The 15616-nt window shown below is 62.6% G+C and carries 15 protein-coding genes; all 15 read right to left on the bottom strand.

From position 1 onward, the window contains the following. Window positions 1-108 precede the first annotated feature (108 nt). Window positions 109-1161, bottom strand: coding sequence for a pseudaminic acid synthase (gene pseI, locus KJY40_RS08985; RefSeq protein WP_230736276.1), 1053 nt, complete (start codon window positions 1159-1161; stop codon window positions 109-111). Beyond that, a complete protein-coding gene (pseG, locus tag KJY40_RS08980; RefSeq protein ID WP_230736274.1) occupies window positions 1158-2660 on the bottom strand; it encodes a UDP-2,4-diacetamido-2,4,6-trideoxy-beta-L-altropyranose hydrolase in 1503 nt (500 codons plus the stop codon). Before pseG ends, pseI begins: the two co-directional genes overlap by 4 nt. After that, window positions 2657-3352 carry a pseudaminic acid cytidylyltransferase gene (gene pseF / locus KJY40_RS08975; RefSeq protein ID WP_230736272.1) on the bottom strand — a complete coding sequence of 232 codons (696 nt, stop codon included), beginning with the start codon at window positions 3350-3352 and terminating at the stop codon, window positions 2657-2659. The genes pseG and pseF overlap by 4 nt, the downstream gene beginning before the upstream one ends. Further along, window positions 3349-3969 carry a pseudaminic acid biosynthesis-associated methylase gene (locus KJY40_RS08970; protein ID WP_230736270.1) on the bottom strand — a complete coding sequence of 207 codons (621 nt, stop codon included), beginning with the start codon at window positions 3967-3969 and terminating at the stop codon, window positions 3349-3351. The genes pseF and KJY40_RS08970 overlap by 4 nt, the downstream gene beginning before the upstream one ends. 31 nt (window positions 3970-4000) lie before the next feature. Next, window positions 4001-5158 (bottom strand): UDP-4-amino-4,6-dideoxy-N-acetyl-beta-L-altrosamine transaminase, encoded by a 1158-nt coding sequence (gene pseC / locus KJY40_RS08965; RefSeq protein ID WP_230736267.1) that lies wholly within the window; start codon window positions 5156-5158, stop codon window positions 4001-4003. Beyond that, a complete protein-coding gene (pseB, locus tag KJY40_RS08960; protein WP_064594325.1) occupies window positions 5155-6156 on the bottom strand; it encodes a UDP-N-acetylglucosamine 4,6-dehydratase (inverting) in 1002 nt (333 codons plus the stop codon). Before pseB ends, pseC begins: the two co-directional genes overlap by 4 nt. Before the next feature lie 32 nt (window positions 6157-6188). Continuing rightward, window positions 6189-9113, bottom strand: coding sequence for a glycosyltransferase family 2 protein (locus KJY40_RS08955; RefSeq protein WP_230736265.1), 2925 nt, complete (start codon window positions 9111-9113; stop codon window positions 6189-6191). 51 nt (window positions 9114-9164) lie between these two features. Continuing rightward, complete coding sequence (locus KJY40_RS08950) at window positions 9165-9893, bottom strand: cephalosporin hydroxylase family protein (RefSeq protein ID WP_230736263.1); 729 nt, start codon at window positions 9891-9893, stop codon at window positions 9165-9167. Between the two features lie 30 nt (window positions 9894-9923). Further along, complete coding sequence (locus KJY40_RS08945; protein WP_230736261.1) at window positions 9924-10589, bottom strand: acetyltransferase; 666 nt, start codon at window positions 10587-10589, stop codon at window positions 9924-9926. After that, on the bottom strand, window positions 10586-11707 hold the full coding sequence (locus KJY40_RS08940; RefSeq protein ID WP_230736259.1) for a DegT/DnrJ/EryC1/StrS family aminotransferase: 1122 nt from the start codon (window positions 11705-11707) through the stop codon (window positions 10586-10588). The genes KJY40_RS08945 and KJY40_RS08940 overlap by 4 nt, the downstream gene beginning before the upstream one ends. Then, entirely contained in the window at window positions 11704-12930 is a 1227-nt protein-coding gene (locus tag KJY40_RS08935) for a class I SAM-dependent methyltransferase (RefSeq protein ID WP_230736257.1), read from the bottom strand. The genes KJY40_RS08940 and KJY40_RS08935 overlap by 4 nt, the downstream gene beginning before the upstream one ends. Then, a complete protein-coding gene (gene rfbC / locus KJY40_RS08930) occupies window positions 12927-13487 on the bottom strand; it encodes a dTDP-4-dehydrorhamnose 3,5-epimerase (protein ID WP_039765543.1) in 561 nt (186 codons plus the stop codon). Before rfbC ends, KJY40_RS08935 begins: the two co-directional genes overlap by 4 nt. Continuing rightward, window positions 13484-14566, bottom strand: a complete 1083-nt coding sequence (gene rfbG, locus KJY40_RS08925) for a CDP-glucose 4,6-dehydratase (RefSeq protein ID WP_230736256.1) — start codon at window positions 14564-14566, stop codon at window positions 13484-13486. The genes rfbC and rfbG overlap by 4 nt, the downstream gene beginning before the upstream one ends. Then, complete coding sequence (gene rfbF, locus KJY40_RS08920; protein ID WP_230736254.1) at window positions 14548-15321, bottom strand: glucose-1-phosphate cytidylyltransferase; 774 nt, start codon at window positions 15319-15321, stop codon at window positions 14548-14550. The genes rfbG and rfbF overlap by 19 nt, the downstream gene beginning before the upstream one ends. A gap of 113 nt (window positions 15322-15434) precedes the next feature. Next, window positions 15435-15602 (bottom strand): hypothetical protein, encoded by a 168-nt coding sequence (locus tag KJY40_RS08915; RefSeq protein WP_230736253.1) that lies wholly within the window; start codon window positions 15600-15602, stop codon window positions 15435-15437. Window positions 15603-15616 lie beyond the last annotated feature (14 nt).

The following is a 15616-nucleotide window of genomic DNA, read 5'->3' as shown; positions in this document are numbered from 1 at the left end:
GGAACCGAAAACGGGCCAGGCGCCATCTCCCCGGTCATTACAATACAGTGAAGATGCGCGTTATGACTCGCAGGTCACGCTATTTTGCCGAATCGGTGACAGATCGGGTCATTCGACCAATGACCAGTCCAGCGGCGTACCGCGTTTGATCGGCTGACGCGCACGGCGCCCGAGGACGGCATCGGTGTGCTTGGGCGGCAGACCGAGACCGGGACGAATGGCGCGCACATTGGCCGCCGTGAAGGGTTCACCGGCCGCCATATCGGCCGTGACGTACAGCGACCGGCGGTAGACCAGGGACTTTTTCTCAGCCTCGGTCACCCCGTAATGCACCTGGCCCATGGCCTGCCAGGCGCGTTCGGTCTCGCTCACCAGGCTGGCCAGCTCCGCTGGTTCCAGCGAGAAACTGGCGTCCACACCACCGGCCGCACGGTCGAGGGTGAAGTGTTTTTCCACCACCGTCGCGCCCAGCGCCACCGCCGCCACCGATACGCCTACGCCCATCGAATGGTCTGACAGACCGACCTCGCAGCCGAACAGCTCACGCAGATGCGGGATCGTGCGCACGTTGCTGTTGATCGGGGTCGCCGGGTAGGTGCTGGTGCATTTGAGCAGCACCAGATCCTTGCACCCGGCCTCACGGGCAGCGCGCACGGTTTCATCGAGCTCGGCAATGCTGGCCATGCCGGTGGAGATGATCAACGGTTTGCCGGTGGCCGCGACACGGCGGATCAGCGGCAGATCGGTGTTTTCGAAACTGGCGATCTTGTAGGCCGGCACATCGAGGCTTTCGAGGAAGTCCACGGCGCTTTCATCGAACGGCGTCGAAAACGCGAGCATGCCCAGTTCCTTGGCCCGGGCGAAGATCGGCGTGTGCCATTCCCAGGGCGTGTGGGCCTTTTCATACAGGTCGTAGAGCGAGGTACCCGCCCACAGACTGTTCGGATCCTTGATGAAGAACTCGCCTTCGGCCAGATCCAGGGTCATGGTTTCGGCGGTGTAGGTTTGCAGTTTCAAGGCATGCGCACCGGCCTTGGCCGCCGCTTCGACAATCTGCAAGGCGACGTCCAGCGACTGGTTATGGTTGCCGCTCATTTCAGCGATGATGAACGGCGGCGCATCGGCACCGATCTGGCGGTTGCCGATCTTGAAACTGCTCATTGACGGGATTCCTTCAAAACCTTGGTGAACGCGCAGGCACTCTGGGTGAACCCGGCGTCACGGAAAACATTCATCGAGGGCCGATTGGCCGGCAACACCTGGGCGGTGATGGCGGTCATTTGCGGCCAGTGCCTAGCCACGAAGGCTTCACCTTGCGCCAGCAGCGCCCTGCCCCAACCCAGACCGAAACGCCCTTCGAGCAGATACAACGAAACCTCCGCCTCAAAGCCGCGCAAATCGTAGCGCAGGATACCCACCGGGCCGTCATCCGCCTCGGCCACCAGCAGCAGCCGCTGAGGATTGCGCAGGCTCGCGCCCAGCCAGTTCCCATGTTGAGTCCAGTCAATCGCACCGCTGTCCAGCGACCAGCGGCGCACCGTTTCGGCATTGCGCCCGTCGAACAACAACTGCGCGTCATCCAGTGTCGCCAGACGCAACTTGAGCACCGCGCCGGCCAGTGCTGCCGCGACCCGCAGCGCGCCCCGCCCGTCGACCAGTTGCCGCGAACGCTCGGCCAGGCTCTGGCGCAGATAAAAGTTGCCCACGACAAAGCCGATGGCATCGCGCAGTTGCTCGACGCTGACCTGCTCCCGCGCGCCCATGAACACATGCGCCCCGGCCGCCGCCATCACCTCGCCGTTGGCCTGCTGGTTGTTCGACACCGCGATACAGATTGTCGGCAGGCCCAGGGCTGCGCGTTCCCAACTGGTGCCGCCGCCGGCACCGATAAACAGGTCGGCTTCGGTCATGCGTCGGTGAAAATCGCTGACGAAACTGTGCAGGCGCCAGTGCGGCCGCGTTTCGGCCAGCGCTTGCATCTCTGCCCAGGCCGGGTTGTCGGCACCGGCGACGAAATCCACTTCCAGTTCCGAAAAATCCGCCAGCGCCAGCATCGCGTGATGGGTCTGGCGCGCCGCATCGAAACCGCCAAAATTCACCAGCACCCGACGCGCCACCGGTTTGATCTCGATGGCCGGGCCACTGAACTCTTCGCGCAGCATGGCGAAGCGCGGGCCGAGCAGCGTTCGGCATCCGGCCGGCAGCAGCGGCTGATAGTTTTCGCTCAGCCCCGACAGGTTCTGGTTGAGCAGCAGATCCACGCTGTACTGCCGGGTCGCCAGATCATCGACGGCGGCAATCCGTGGCGCAAAGCGACGGGCCGCGGTCTGCCAGTGATGATCGAGGCCGTAATGGTCGGCGATGACCCAGTCAAACCCGGGCTGCCCTTCCAGCTGCGCCGCCAGTGCCTCGATATCCGCCTGCCACGGCAACATCGACTCGATGGCCTGCTCCGGGTCTTCACCGGCATAGCGATCCGGCAACGCGAAGGCCTCGAAGCCTTCGGCCTGCAACGCATCGAGCCGATGCCCCGGCAAACGACGACAGGCAAACGCGACATGACTGCCCTGCGTGCGCAGTACTCGCGCCAGTGTCAGGCAACGGGCGATGTGGCCGCTGCCGATGGTCGGCGAGGCATCGGCGCGGATCAGCACTCTCATTGCAGTTCTCCGCCGGCCCTGAGGGCGGCGTAAAGGTATTCGGCGCGCTTCCAGTCTTCAGCGGTGTCAATGTCCTGTACCAGATACCGAGGCAGGATCACCGGCAGACTGGCCGGCGAATACAGCACCTCGCCACCCAGCCAGGCCTCGCTACGGCCCCAATAGAACTGGCCGGCATCCTGAAAGGCCGTCGGCAGATCCTGCGAGCGGGTATTGCGAAATTCGGGGTACAACGCCGTCAGCGCGCCCTGACCGTCGAGGGTCAAGGCGCGCTGCACCGGAAAGCCGAAATCGGTGACCGAAAAAGCAAAGGACTTGTCCGGATGCTGCTCCAGCAACTCAAAGCCCTGGTGCAGAAAGCGCGCCTGCAACAGCGGCGCCGTGGCGTACACACAACAGGCGTAATCGAAGGCTGGCAGTTGTTGCAAGGCATGCACGATCACTGCCGCAGTGCCGGTGAAATCATCGGCCAGTTCCGCCGGACGCATGAACGGCACGTGAGCACCGTTGGCTCGCGCCACGTCTGCGATCTCTGCGTCGTCGGTGCTGACCACCACCTGCTCGAACAACCCTGAATCGAGGGCCGTGCGAATCGAACGGACAATCATCGGCACACCGTCGAACGGCTTGAGGTTCTTGCGCGGGATGCGTTTGCTGCCCCCGCGGGCCGGGATGATTGCGACGTTGTTCAAGGACGTTTTTCCAGCAGGAACCAGGTGATGTCGTCCACCGGAAATTGCGGATCGCGGTGATAACCGAAGCCGTAATCCAACAGTTGCAGATCAGGATAGCGATCGAGCATTTCCCCGGCGAAATCACGCTTGAACAGCTTGCCGCTGTTACCGCGATAGGACACTTCCACTGGCGACGGATTGTAGTACTCGGCGATCAGGATGTAGCGCGAACTCAACTCATACAACTGCGCATACGCCGTCGGCAACAGTTCCGGTGCCAGATGGATCAGCACGCCTTTGCTCAGGGTCAGGTCGTATTGGCGCTCACGGGGAAAGTCGAACAACGAACCGTGCCAGATGCTCGCAATCTCCAGCGCACGCGCCTGGGCGCAGGCACTGGCGTTGATCTCGACCCCGAACAGCTCGCAGCGCGGCAGCAACTGACGCAGCGCCTGCAGGTTGTTGCCGGCGTTGGTGCCCAGTTCCAGCAGGCTATCGATCCGCCCGGCCCGGGTCAGCGCCTTGGCGAACAACGCCAGATTGGCCGCCACCAGTGGCTGGCCGATATTGCGGTCAACGTACTGGTTGCCGAATTCGCCCTGCCAGAATTGTTCCTGTTCGCTCAGATCACGCATTACCGTTTTCCATCCACCGCAGCAGCGGCAATCATTCAGTCAACCGACGCAATTGCTCGACCACGTAGTCCTGCTGCTGATCGCTCAGCAACGGGAACAGCGGCAAGCTGATCGCTTCGGCGTAATAACGCTCGGCTTCGGGGAAGTCACCCTCGGCGAAACCCAGGTCACGATAGTACGGCTGCAAATGCACCGGAATGTAGTGCAGGTTCACGCCGATGCCGGCGGCACGCAAGCCTTCGAACACCTGACGATGGCTGAGGCTGATGCGCCCGGTCTGCAAACGCACCACGTAAAGGTGCCAGGCCGATTCGGCGTCCGTCTGGAGGCTCGGCACGGTGACCGGCAAATACGCCAGCAGACGGTCGTAACGCGCGGCCAGCTCCCGGCGACGGGCGATGAATCCGTCCAGTTTGTTCAGCTGTGACAGGCCCAATGCTGCTTGCAGATCAGTGATCCGGTAATTGAAACCCAGCTCGACCTGTTGGTAGTACCACGGGCCATGGCTGGCTTCGGTCATCTGCTGCGGATCGCGGGTCATGCCGTGGCTGCGCAGGCGTTGCAGACGCTCGGCCAGCTCCGGGCGATTGGTCAGCACCATGCCGCCTTCGCCGCTGGTGATGATTTTCACCGGGTGGAAGCTGAACACGGTCATCGCGGCAAACTCACCGCAACCGACCGGACGCCCGGCGTAGCTTGCGCCGACCGCGTGGGAGGCGTCTTCGATCACCGTGAAGTTGTAGCGCTCGGCCAGTTCGACAATGCGCCGCATGTCGCAGCTCTGTCCGGAGAACGCCACCGCCACCAGTACTTTGGGCAGCGTGCCGTCGCGTTCGGCAGCATCGAGTTTGCTCGCCAGAACTTCAGCATCGAGGTTCCAGGTCAGCGGATCGATGTCGACGAAATCAACGTCGGCGCCGCAGTAACGGCCGCAGTTGGCCGACGCGAGAAAGGTGTTCGGCGTGGTCCACAAGCGGTCGCCTGCTCCCAGCCCCGCTGCCAGGCAAGCAATGTGCAGCGCCGCCGTGGCGTTGCACACCGCCACCGCGAAATCGGCCTGACAACGCTCGGCCATCGCCTGCTCGAAGCGTTCGATGGTCGGCCCCTGGGTCAACCAGTCGGACTGCAACACCTCGACGACCGCGTCGATATCCGCCTGGTCGAGGCTTTGCCGACCGTAGGGAATCATACCGAGAGCTTCGCGTGCAGGTCGGCGATCTGCCCCACCGAAAGGAAGTGCGGGTTGGTGTCGGAACGGTACTCGAAGTCTTCACCGACCGGCACGCCACGCTCGCCGAGTTTGTCCTCGGCGAAATCCACGTCGACGCTGGTGAAGCGGATCGACGGCTGGATGGTGTAGTGATCGGCAAACTCCAGAGTCATCCGCGCATCGTCCAGCGGCACCATCAGTTCGTGCAGTTTCTCGCCCGGACGAATGCCGACGTTCTTGTGCGGCAGGTGCTCGGCCATTCCCCGCGCGAGATCGACCACGCGGATCGACGGGATCTTCGGCACGAACACTTCACCGCCGTGCATCCGCGCAAAGCTGTCGAGCACGAATTGCACACCGTGATCGAGAGTGATCCAGAAGCGGGTCATGCGCTCGTCGGTGATCGGCAGCTCTGTCGCGCCATCGGCGATCAGTTTGCTGAAAAACGGCACCACTGACCCGCGTGAACCGGCGACGTTGCCGTAGCGCACCACGGCAAAACGCGTCTGCTGTTCGCCGGCGATATTGTTGGCCGCGACGAACAACTTGTCCGACAGCAACTTGGTGGCGCCGTACAGGTTGATCGGGCTTGCCGCCTTGTCGGTGGACAGCGCGACGACTTTCTTCACGCCGTTGTCGATGGCGGCGGCGATGATGTTTTCCGCGCCGTTGACGTTGGTGCGGATGCATTCGGTCGGGTTGTATTCCGCCGCCGGCACCTGCTTCAACGCCGCGGCATGCACCACGTAATCGATGCCGCGCATGGCCTGGCGCAGACGATCGGCGTCGCGCACGTCACCGAGGAAGTAACGCATGCACGGCGCGTTGAACGTCTGCTGCATTTCGTATTGCTTGAGCTCATCCCGGGAGAACACCACCACCCGCTTGGGCTGGTATTGCTCAAGCAGGCGCGCGATGAACTTGCGCCCGAACGAGCCGGTGCCACCGGAGATGAAAATCGATTTTCCGTTGAACATGTCTTGAGTCCCGTTTCCTGTGCCCCGAGGCGTCAGCCCAGCCACTGCGCCCAGTTCACCGCAGCACGTTCGTTCAGACCAAAGCCTTTGCCGCTGAGGATCAGGTTCGGGTTGCCGGCCGGGTCCTGAGCGAAGACGGAGGACCATTTTTCAGCCAGGGCTTCCAGCGCCTGCGGCGCTTGCGGCAGTTGCCCGTCATGCAGCACCTGCACCAGCGGGGTCCACACGGTGAGGTAACCGGCCTGACTGGCCTTCAGGCACAGGTCGACATCACTGAAGCCGGCGCCGAAGTTCTCTGCGTCCAGACCGTCGAGTGCCTCGAACAACGCTTTGCCCAGCATCAGGCACACGCCCGAAACGGCCGAGTAATTCTGATCCACGGCCAGGCGCTGCATGTAGCCTTCGGCGTCATGCTTCTCGCCGATGAACGCCGAAGCGACCGTGCCATCCGTGCCGAGAATCAGCCCGGCCTGGGAGATTTTCCCGTCGCGGTCGACCAGCTTCGGCCCGACGATGCCCACTTCAGGGCGCTGGGCATGATTGAGCAGCGATTCGATCCAGTTCGGGTTGACGACTTCGCTGTCAGCGGCCATCAGCACCAGGTACTCGCCTTGCGCCTGCTGGCTGGCGGCGTTGCACAAGGCCGCGTCGCTCAGCGGTTGATCGGCGTGCAGAACACGGACCTTGGCGTGGTTCAGGGTGCCCAGCCAATCGTTGACGGCGGCGGACTGATTCGCCCGTGCCGCCAGCAACACTTCATAGCGGGTGTAGCGGGTTCGCAGCAGCACGCCTTCCAGGCAGCGTTGCAGGGCCGGCAGATCATCGCTGGCCGGCAGGATGATCGACACCAGCGGCTGCTCGGTGTGGCGATAATCGATCTGGTAGGTGCCCGGCACCGACGAGGTGATCTTGGCCTTGTAGCCGCGATTGCCCAGGTGGCGCAGCAGCGCCTGACGCTCATCGGCGTTTTCCGCCAGCTCCGAAGTGCGGGTAATCAACAGAGGTTCGTCGAGGTGCGCGAGGCCGCCCAGACCACCCTGCTCGATGATGCGCAGCAACAGGTCGAATTCCAGCGCCTTGCTGAAGTCCGCCTGGTAACCACCCGCCTCGATCAGCACTTCACGACGGATCAACCAGTGCCGCGCCATCAGTGCCGGCAGGCTTTGCAGCAGGTCGAGGTTGAAACCCGGACGGAACACGTCCACCAGGGCACCGTCGGCGTTGCGCTGGATTTCATCGGTGGCCACGGCGCGGCAACCGTCGGCCGATTGCAGCTCCAGACCGGCACGCAGCAGGCCGCCGGCGGTGAACTCGTCACCCGCTTCGGCCAGCAGCAGCCAGTCGCACGGCGACTGTTTGACGCTGAGGTTCAGCTTGTCGACGAAATTGCCCGAGGTCACCCGCACGAAGTGCAAGGTGTTCTGCGCCGTGGTCGCCGCTGGCGGCTCACCGGTGGTGAACACCACCACCTTGAATGCCTTGCTGTGTCCTTCCAGCAGGCTGTCCAGAGTGACCTGCAACTTGTCGATGTCGTTGTCCAGATCCAGCAGGAAGATACCGAACTGTGGACTGCCGCCATTGGCCGCCAATTGAGCGGCAATCGCCTGGGCCTGTCCGGCATCCGGCTGGCGGGCATCGAGCCACTTGAGCAGGCGACCGCTGAGCATCTTGCCAAATGTCGCCTGATTGCCCTCGAGCGATAGCGCTTCGAGACGAGCGACCCACGTGCGCAGTTTTTCGGCGTCTTCGTCTTCACCGAGCAAATTCAGTTGCGCCACCAGACGGTTGATCACCGTGCGGTTGAACACGTTGGCGTCGTGGGCTTGCCACAAGCGGTCCACCACGCTTTCCGGGGTGTCGTTGTTGCGGGCCAGCATCAGGTTTTCCTGACGGGCCCAGATGCCTTCCAGCCCTTGCAATTGAATGCGGCCGGCGGGCATGGCGTGCAGCAGAAACTCGAACTGGGTCAACTGATCGAAGAACGCCTGATTGTAGAACGGCATTTCTACGTACTGCTTCGGCCCGAAACGGCGCTGCGGGCCGGCTTCGATGTCGGTCCAGGCCGACTCCAGAATCAATTCGGCGGTCAATGCGCGACCGGTGCGCAGGCTGTCGGCCAGGGCTTCGAAACTTTGCAGGACAAACGCTTTGCCCTGCTGTGCATCCTGATGCTCGACCTGGGTCGGCAGTCCGGCCAGGAACGTGGCAAAGGCCTCTCGCTCGGACACCGATTTGGCGTCGGTATAGGCCAGCGAGTGGAAGATCTCGGTGTTGTGATCGGAGTGCTGATAGTTGATTTCACGCACGACATAAGGGATCGGCAGGATCCGTGCCTTGCCGCGTGCCAGCATGTAGTACGTGTGACCGACTTCCTGCCACTGGAAGATTGTGTCTTCGGGCATCGCGTCATACCAGGCGCGCAGCACCTCGGTGCGTTGCACCGCATAAAACGGCGGCAGGTATTGGGACATGTAGTCCAGCAGACGATCCTGGGCACGGTCGGACGCGTAGTCTTCGCAGACTTTCTTGTCACGACGGTAGTAGCTGACGCCATTGGCCAGCGTCAGGTACATCATGCTGTAGCCGTGGCACAGGCTGTAGTCGGGGTTGGCATCCATGAAATCAACCGCCTGGTGCAAGGCATCGTGCACCAGGAAGTCATCGTCGGCGGCGAACACCATGTAGGGGGTCTGCAACTGCTGTACGCCGTAGGCCAGCTTGGCGCGGATGCCCCAATAGCCGAACTGCGGCAGATGCTGATAATCCACGTTGGCAAATTGTCCGGCCACACCCGGCAGCGCCTCGGCGGACGAATCCAGCACCAGGATCCTGCACGGCAGGGCGCTGTAGAAACGCACGGCCCTGCGCAAAAACGCCGGGCGTTCGTGAGATATCAGCACAACGGTCAACTGTTCGTTGAGTGCCAAACCGTGTCCAGAACTGTTCTTGCCTTGCATAAATTCCCCACAAGCGGCGAGTCGCCGAAAACTCAACGTTGTTTTTGTCGATTAACGAACGCGACGCAGATAGCCATCCGGCGCGACAGTGATCAGCAACTTGCTGTGAATGGCCTGATCGATCTCGAAATCGCTGCTTTCTTTCAGGTAGGCCCACACTGCGGTTTTCGGGTTGTCACCCTTGCCCCACGGACGATCCGGGAACGCATCTTCCGGCATGTCTTCGACCACGGTGTCCATCACCACGCAGTAGCTGCCCACCGACACCAGCGGTGCGTACAGGCGCAGCTCTTCGAGGACGTGCTCGTGGGTGTGGTTGGAGTCCAGCACCACCAGCACTTTCTTGCCCTGTACGCGCTCGCGTACCTGGTCGACGATGGCGGTGTCGATGCTCGAACCCTGGATCATGCTGATCCGCTTGAACATCGGGTGCGCTTCGATGGCTTCGCGGTTGTGCTGGCGGATGTCGATATCGATGCCCAGCACTTCGCCGTGACCGATCAGCTCAAGGATCGAGGCGTAGAACACCAAGGAACCGCCGTGGGCGATACCGGTTTCCACGATCACGTCAGGACGCAGGTTCCAGATGATTTCCTGCATGGCGACCATGTCCTGCGGGAACTGGATGATCGGCCGGCCCATCCAGCTGAAGTTGTAGGTGTACTTGTGTTTTGCGGTGGTGCCGACCCAGTCCAGCGACTCGGTCTGCAGCGCCTTGTCCTGTTGCAGGCCTTCGATGTTGGCCTTTACTTCTTCGCGAAACTGCTCATGTGGATTCATTGCGACTCTCCAAAAATTCGGGAAAACGGCTTACCTGAACACCCTGGCGTCAGGGTATGGCACGGTGTTGGTCTTGATGATCCTGGCGGGATTGCCCGCCACGACTGAAAAATCCGGGACATCTTTGGTCACCACGGCGCCGGCGCCGATGGTCACCCAGCGACCGATGCGCAGACGCGGCAGAATCGTGGCGTTGGTACCGATAAACGTACCGTCGCCGATTTCCACACAGCCGGCGATGCAAACGCCCGGCGCCATGAACACCGAGTGGCCGATCCGCCCTTCATGCCCCACGACGCTGCCGGCGCTGATGCTGGTGTTGTCGCCGAGTTCGACCTCGGCCTGCATCAACACGCCTTCCTGCAAGTAACTGCCCTGGCCCATGCGGATCATGCTCAGGTCGAGGCCGGGATGAATGAACTGGCCGAGCCTCGCGCCGGCATCCACCAGCTGGCAGGTGGTTTCGTAACGCAGACGGGTGCTGCCGGTGATCAGGTTGACGAAGCGCACGTCCGGGCCATTGAGCTCGGCGACCCGCTCCGAACCGCCCACCACCGGCACCCCGTAAAACAGCGTGCCGTGCTTGCGCGGATCGTTGTCCAGAAAGGCGAACTCGACGTTCGGCGTACTGCGCTTGACCGCGTGCAGCATGCGCACCGCTTCCGGGTTGGCGGCCCCCAGCAGATACATCTTCACGGCGCGGGCCTGCTTGCCAGCAAGTCCAGCACCACTTGCACGACGCGCTGCTGATCGGCGTCGGTCATGTCGTGGTAACTCGGCAGGTTGAAGGCGCGCTCCGGCAGGGCGAATGACACCGGTGTGTCAACGTTGTGCTCGCTGAACATCGGCAGCGTCGACAGCGGCCAGAAGAACACCCGGGCATCGATGTCGGCGGCCTGGAACGCCGCGATCAGTTGCTCGCGATGGATACCGGTATCGGCATCGAACACCACGGTCGGCATCCAGTAACCGTTGCGCCCGTGAGCCGGCTCGGGATTGAGCGACACCCCCGGCACGCCTTCCAGCGCCTGCGCATAGTGGGCAAAGATCGCCCGCTTGCGCGCGATCAACTCTTCGATCCGCTCGACCTGCGCGCAACCGACCGCCGCCTGCAGGTTGCTCATCTTGTATTTGAAGCCGACGAATTCCGGCCAGAACTGCTTGGTGCAGCCCGCGACACGGCCATGGTTGGACAGGGTCAATACGCGCTCGTACAAGGCCTTGTCCGAGGTGACGAACATGCCGCCCTCGCCAGTGGTCATGGTCTTGGTGCCGTGGAACGAGAAGGCACCAAAGGCACCGAGCGAGCCCGCCGCCTTGCCGCGCCACTGCGAACCGATGGCCTCTGCCGCGTCCTCGATCACGGGAATGCCGAACTCCTTGCCGATGGCCAGCAAGGCATCCATGTCGCAAAGATTGCCGTACAGGTGCACCGCCAGAATGGCTTTGGTGCGCGGGCTGATCGCGTTTCTGACCTGCTGCGGATCCAGGCACCAGCTGTCGGCCAGCACATCGACGAACACCGGCGTGGCGCCCAGATAAGTGATCGGCGCCGCCGAGGCGATCCAGTTGGTGTTGCCCAGGATCACTTCGTCACCGGCGCCGACACCCAGTGCCGCCATGCCCATGTGCAGGGCCCCGGTGCAACTGGAGGTGGCGATTGCGTAGGTCGCGCCCAGGTGCTCGGCGAAGCCGTGTTCGAAGCGGGTCAGGTATTCGTAGCAACGTGCGCCCCAGCCGTTCTGCACGGCGTCCAGGGCATATTGCGCCTCAAGTTCGCCGACGCTCGGCTTGGTGTAATGAATTCTGCTCATTGAATGCTCAACTCCGGAACGGCGACGACAAAGCGTGCACCCCACGTTTTGGCCGAAGCCAGTTGCTGCGTCACTTCACTCAACAGGTTCCACGGCAGCACCAGGATGTAGTCGGGCTTTTCTGCCTCGATGCGCTCGGGCGCGACAATCGGGATGCGGCTGCCCGGCAGAAACTTGCCCTGTTTGTGCGGGTTGGCATCGGCGACCCAGGCCAGCAGATCCGGCCTGACCCCGGCGTAATTGAGCAAGGTGTTGCCCTTGGCCGCGGCGCCATAGCCGACCACGCGCTTGCCCTCGGCCTTGGCCTGCAACAGAAAGCGCAGCAGCTGATGCTTGATGTGCTCGGCGGCCGGCGCGAGGGTCGCGTAGTACTCGGCGGTTTTCACACCTGCATCGAGTTCGGCCTGCAACTGCTGTTGCACCGCTGGCCGGACATCACGACGCTCGCCGTCCTTGCGCTGCACGAACACCCGCAACGATCCGCCATGGGTGGTCAACGGGCTGACGTCGAACACTTCCAGACCGTTGCGCTCGCACAGGGTCTGCACGGCGGTCAGGGACAGGTAGGAATAGTGTTCGTGATAGAGCGTGTCGAACTGCGCGCCGGCCATCAGCGTCAGCAGTTGCGGGAATTCGAAGGTGGCGACGCCGGTCGGCTTGAGCAGCGTGGCGAAACCGCCAAGGAAATCATTGATGTCCGGCACGTGAGCGAGCACGTTGTTGGCGGCCATCAGGTCGGCGGCCCAGCCTTCGCTTTTCAGCTGGGCGGCGGTGTCGCGACCGAAGAACAGTTCACGGATCTCCAGGCCTTTTTCCCGTGCCGCCTGCGCGGTGCTGCGGGTCGGCTCGACGCCCAGGCACTGGATGCCGCGACCGGCCACGTATTGCAGCAGGTAGCCGTCGTTGGCTGCGACTTCCACCACCCGGCTGTCGGCGGTCAGGCCGAAGCGCTCGACCATCTCGGCCACATAGCGCTCGGCGTGGGCAAGCCAGGTGCTGGAGAACGAACTGAAGTAGGCGTACTCGGCATCGAACAGGCTGTCGGCGGAGGTGTAATCCTCGGTCTGCACCAGCCAGCATTGCTGGCACACGGCAACCTTCAGGGGCACCCATTGTTCGGCCTGCTCGAGGCGATCGGCGTGCACGTAGGCATTGGACGGTGGCGAGGTGCCGAGGTCGATCAGCGGCAGGCTCAGCGGTGCGGCGCACCCACGGCAGTTCATAGACGCACTCCAGCAAAGTGTTGATCGAGCGCGGGATGGCTGGAATCACGCGCTGACAAATTATTGACAGGCAACGGCCAGGCAATCGCCAGCCGTGGATCGTTCACCGACAGACCGCCCTCGTGCTCCGGCGCGTAATCGGCGCTGTGCAGGTAAAGCAGTTCGGCGTCTTCGGTGAGGGTCTGGAAACCGTGGGCGAAGCCGGCCGGAATCAACAGGCTGCGACCGTCGCCGGCCTTCAGGTGCTCGGCGTGCCAGTGCAGGAACGTTTCCGAGTCCGGGCGCAGGTCCACCGCCACGTCCCACACTTCACCGCGCAGGCAGGTGATCAGTTTGGCTTCCGGGGCATTGGCATTCTGATAATGCAGACCGCGCACGCTGCCCTTCTCACGGGTGCAGGAATGGTTGATCTGGCGGATGTGAAATTCGCTGCCGAACGCTTTCAGACTGCCCTCGCAGAACAGCCGTGCGAAGTGCCCGCGCTGATCTTCGAAGCGTTTGTGCTGGACGCTGAACAGACCTGCCAGCGGTAACTGTTTCAAGGAAAACTCACTCACAGCGCGCCCCGGTACAGGTTCAGTTGGCCGAGGGTCACGGTGCGCATGTCGTCGCCGTTCTGCCAGGCCAGGTGCCAGTCGAGGGTCTGGGTCAGGCATTGCTGCAACGACCAGCGCGGTTGCCAGCCCAGCACCTGACGGGCGCGACTGCTGTCCAGGCGCAACAGGCCGGCTTCGTGCAAATCGCTCTTTTCGATGCGCAGACCACGGGCCTGAGGCCAGCGGTTGGCGAGCAGTTCGACCACTTCGCCGACGCTGCACATGTCCGTTTCACCCGGGCCGAAGTTCCACGCCCCGGCATATTCCGGACCTTGTTCGTAGAGCCCGGCAGCCAGTTGCAGGTAGCCGGCCAGCGGCTCCAGCGCGTGTTGCCAAGGGCGCACGGCTTGCGGGTAACGCAGGGTCACCGGCTCGTCGGCCGTCCAGGCTTTCAATACATCGGGAATCAACCGCTCAGGGGCAAAATCACCGCCGCCCAACACGTTGCCGGCCCGCGCAGTGGCCAGGGCCAGACCGTGCTCGGCGTATTTTTCGGCCGGGAAGAACGACGCCGCGTAAGACTGCGCCAGCAACTCGCAGCAGGCCTTGCTGCTGCTGTAAGGGTCGTGGCCACCAAGGGCTTCGTCTTCGCGGTACGGCCACAGCCATTCCTTGTTGGCGTAGACCTTGTCGGTGGTCACCAGCACGCAGGCCCGCACGCAACCGACCTGACGAATCGCTTCGAGCAGGTTGAGGGTGCCCATGACGTTGCTGGAATAAGTGCCGAGCGGATCGCGATAGCCTTCGCGCACCAGCGGCTGGGCCGCCAGGTGCAGAACGATCTCCGGTTCGGTGTCGGCGATGATCTCGAGCAAGGCGCCGAGGTCACGCAGGTCGCCGCGCTGATCGTTGATGCCTTCGCTGACGCGCGCCAGCTCGAACAGGCTCGGCTCGGTCGAAGGATCAAGGGAAAAACCGCTGACTTGCGCGCCGAGGCTTTGCAGCCACAGGGTCAGCCAGCTGCCCTTGAAACCGGTGTGTCCGGTAACCAGAACCCGCTTGCCGCGCCAGAATTCCGGACTCAGTCCCAATGCTTCCATGGGGCCTCCCCGCTCTGCCACAAGGCTTCGAGGTGGTTCTTGTCACGCAGGGTGTCCATCGGCTGCCAGAAGCCTTCGTGCTGGTACGCCATCAACTCGCCGCGCTCGGCCAGACCGTCGAGCGGGCCGGACTCCCAGGAGGTCGAATCACCTTGGATCAATGGCAGGACTTTCGGTGACAACACGAAGAAACCGCCGTTGATCCAGCCCCCGTCACCGCGCGGTTTTTCGGTGAACCCGAGTACTCGGTCACCGTCGCGATCCAGAGCACCATAGCGGCCCGGTGGCTGCACGGCCGTCACTGTCGCCAGTTTGCCGTGGGTCAGATGGAAGTCCACCAGCGCGCTGATATTCAGGTCCGAAACGCCGTCGCCATAGGTGAAGCAGAAGGCTTTTTCGTCTTCCAGATAGCGCGAGACACGGCGCAGACGGCCACCGGTCATGGTTTCCTCACCGGTATCCACCAGCGTCACGCGCCAGGGCTCGCTGTAGTTCTGGTGAACGTCCATGCGGTTTTCGCGCATGTCGAACGTCACGTCGGAGGTGTGCAGGAAGTAGTTGGCGAAGAAGTCCTTGATCGCGTAGCCCTTGTAGCCAAGGCAAATCACGAATTCATGAATTCCGTGTGCGGAATACTGTTTCATGATGTGCCAGAGAATTGGCTTGCCACCGATCTCGATCATCGGTTTCGGCTTGAGGTGCGACTCTTCACTGATGCGCGTGCCCAGGCCACCCGCCAAAATAACTGCCTTCATGGTCTCCCCTCTCGTTCGTCACAGGGCTGCGCACTGCTTTATGAGCTTTGCGGCCTTCTGGCTAAACCTTTCTGCCGGTTCGGGCGCAGGGGCGATGACCGCGAGCGCTCGTTTTATGGCGATTTGAGGGGGACTTGCAGGAAACGCGCCAGCTCCGCCGGCTGCGCGTCGGCAGGACTGCCGACGATGTACACATCGTCACTCCAGCTACCGTCCAGCTGATCATCCGACTCCATTCCATAGCGTTCGTCATTACCATCGGTGCCCACCAGGTAATCCACGTCGCTCGTTCCAT

The organism is Pseudomonas fitomaticsae (genome assembly GCF_021018765.1).
GTDB lineage: Bacteria > Pseudomonadota > Gammaproteobacteria > Pseudomonadales > Pseudomonadaceae > Aquipseudomonas > Aquipseudomonas fitomaticsae.
Note: the sequence above shows the minus strand (reverse complement) of the source record. Positions and strands in the feature narration are given on the sequence as shown.

Bases quoted from the DNA above. Each gene is read 5' to 3' on its own strand.
- pseI (WP_230736276.1), bottom strand. From the start codon at position 1,161: ATGAGCAGTTTCAAGATCGGCAACCGCCAGATCGGTGCCGATGCGCCG.
- pseG (WP_230736274.1), bottom strand. From the start codon at position 2,660: ATGAGAGTGCTGATCCGCGCCGATGCCTCGCCGACCATCGGCAGCGGC.
- KJY40_RS08970 (WP_230736270.1), bottom strand. From the start codon at position 3,969: ATGCGTGATCTGAGCGAACAGGAACAATTCTGGCAGGGCGAATTCGGC.
- pseC (WP_230736267.1), bottom strand. From the start codon at position 5,158: ATGATTCCCTACGGTCGGCAAAGCCTCGACCAGGCGGATATCGACGCG.
- pseB (WP_064594325.1), bottom strand. From the start codon at position 6,156: ATGTTCAACGGAAAATCGATTTTCATCTCCGGTGGCACCGGCTCGTTC.
- KJY40_RS08955 (WP_230736265.1), bottom strand. From the start codon at position 9,113: ATGCAAGGCAAGAACAGTTCTGGACACGGTTTGGCACTCAACGAACAG.
- KJY40_RS08950 (WP_230736263.1), bottom strand. From the start codon at position 9,893: ATGAATCCACATGAGCAGTTTCGCGAAGAAGTAAAGGCCAACATCGAA.
- KJY40_RS08940 (WP_230736259.1), bottom strand. From the start codon at position 11,707: ATGAGCAGAATTCATTACACCAAGCCGAGCGTCGGCGAACTTGAGGCG.
- KJY40_RS08935 (WP_230736257.1), bottom strand. From the start codon at position 12,930: ATGAACTGCCGTGGGTGCGCCGCACCGCTGAGCCTGCCGCTGATCGAC.
- rfbG (WP_230736256.1), bottom strand. From the start codon at position 14,566: ATGGAAGCATTGGGACTGAGTCCGGAATTCTGGCGCGGCAAGCGGGTT.
- rfbF (WP_230736254.1), bottom strand. From the start codon at position 15,321: ATGAAGGCAGTTATTTTGGCGGGTGGCCTGGGCACGCGCATCAGTGAA.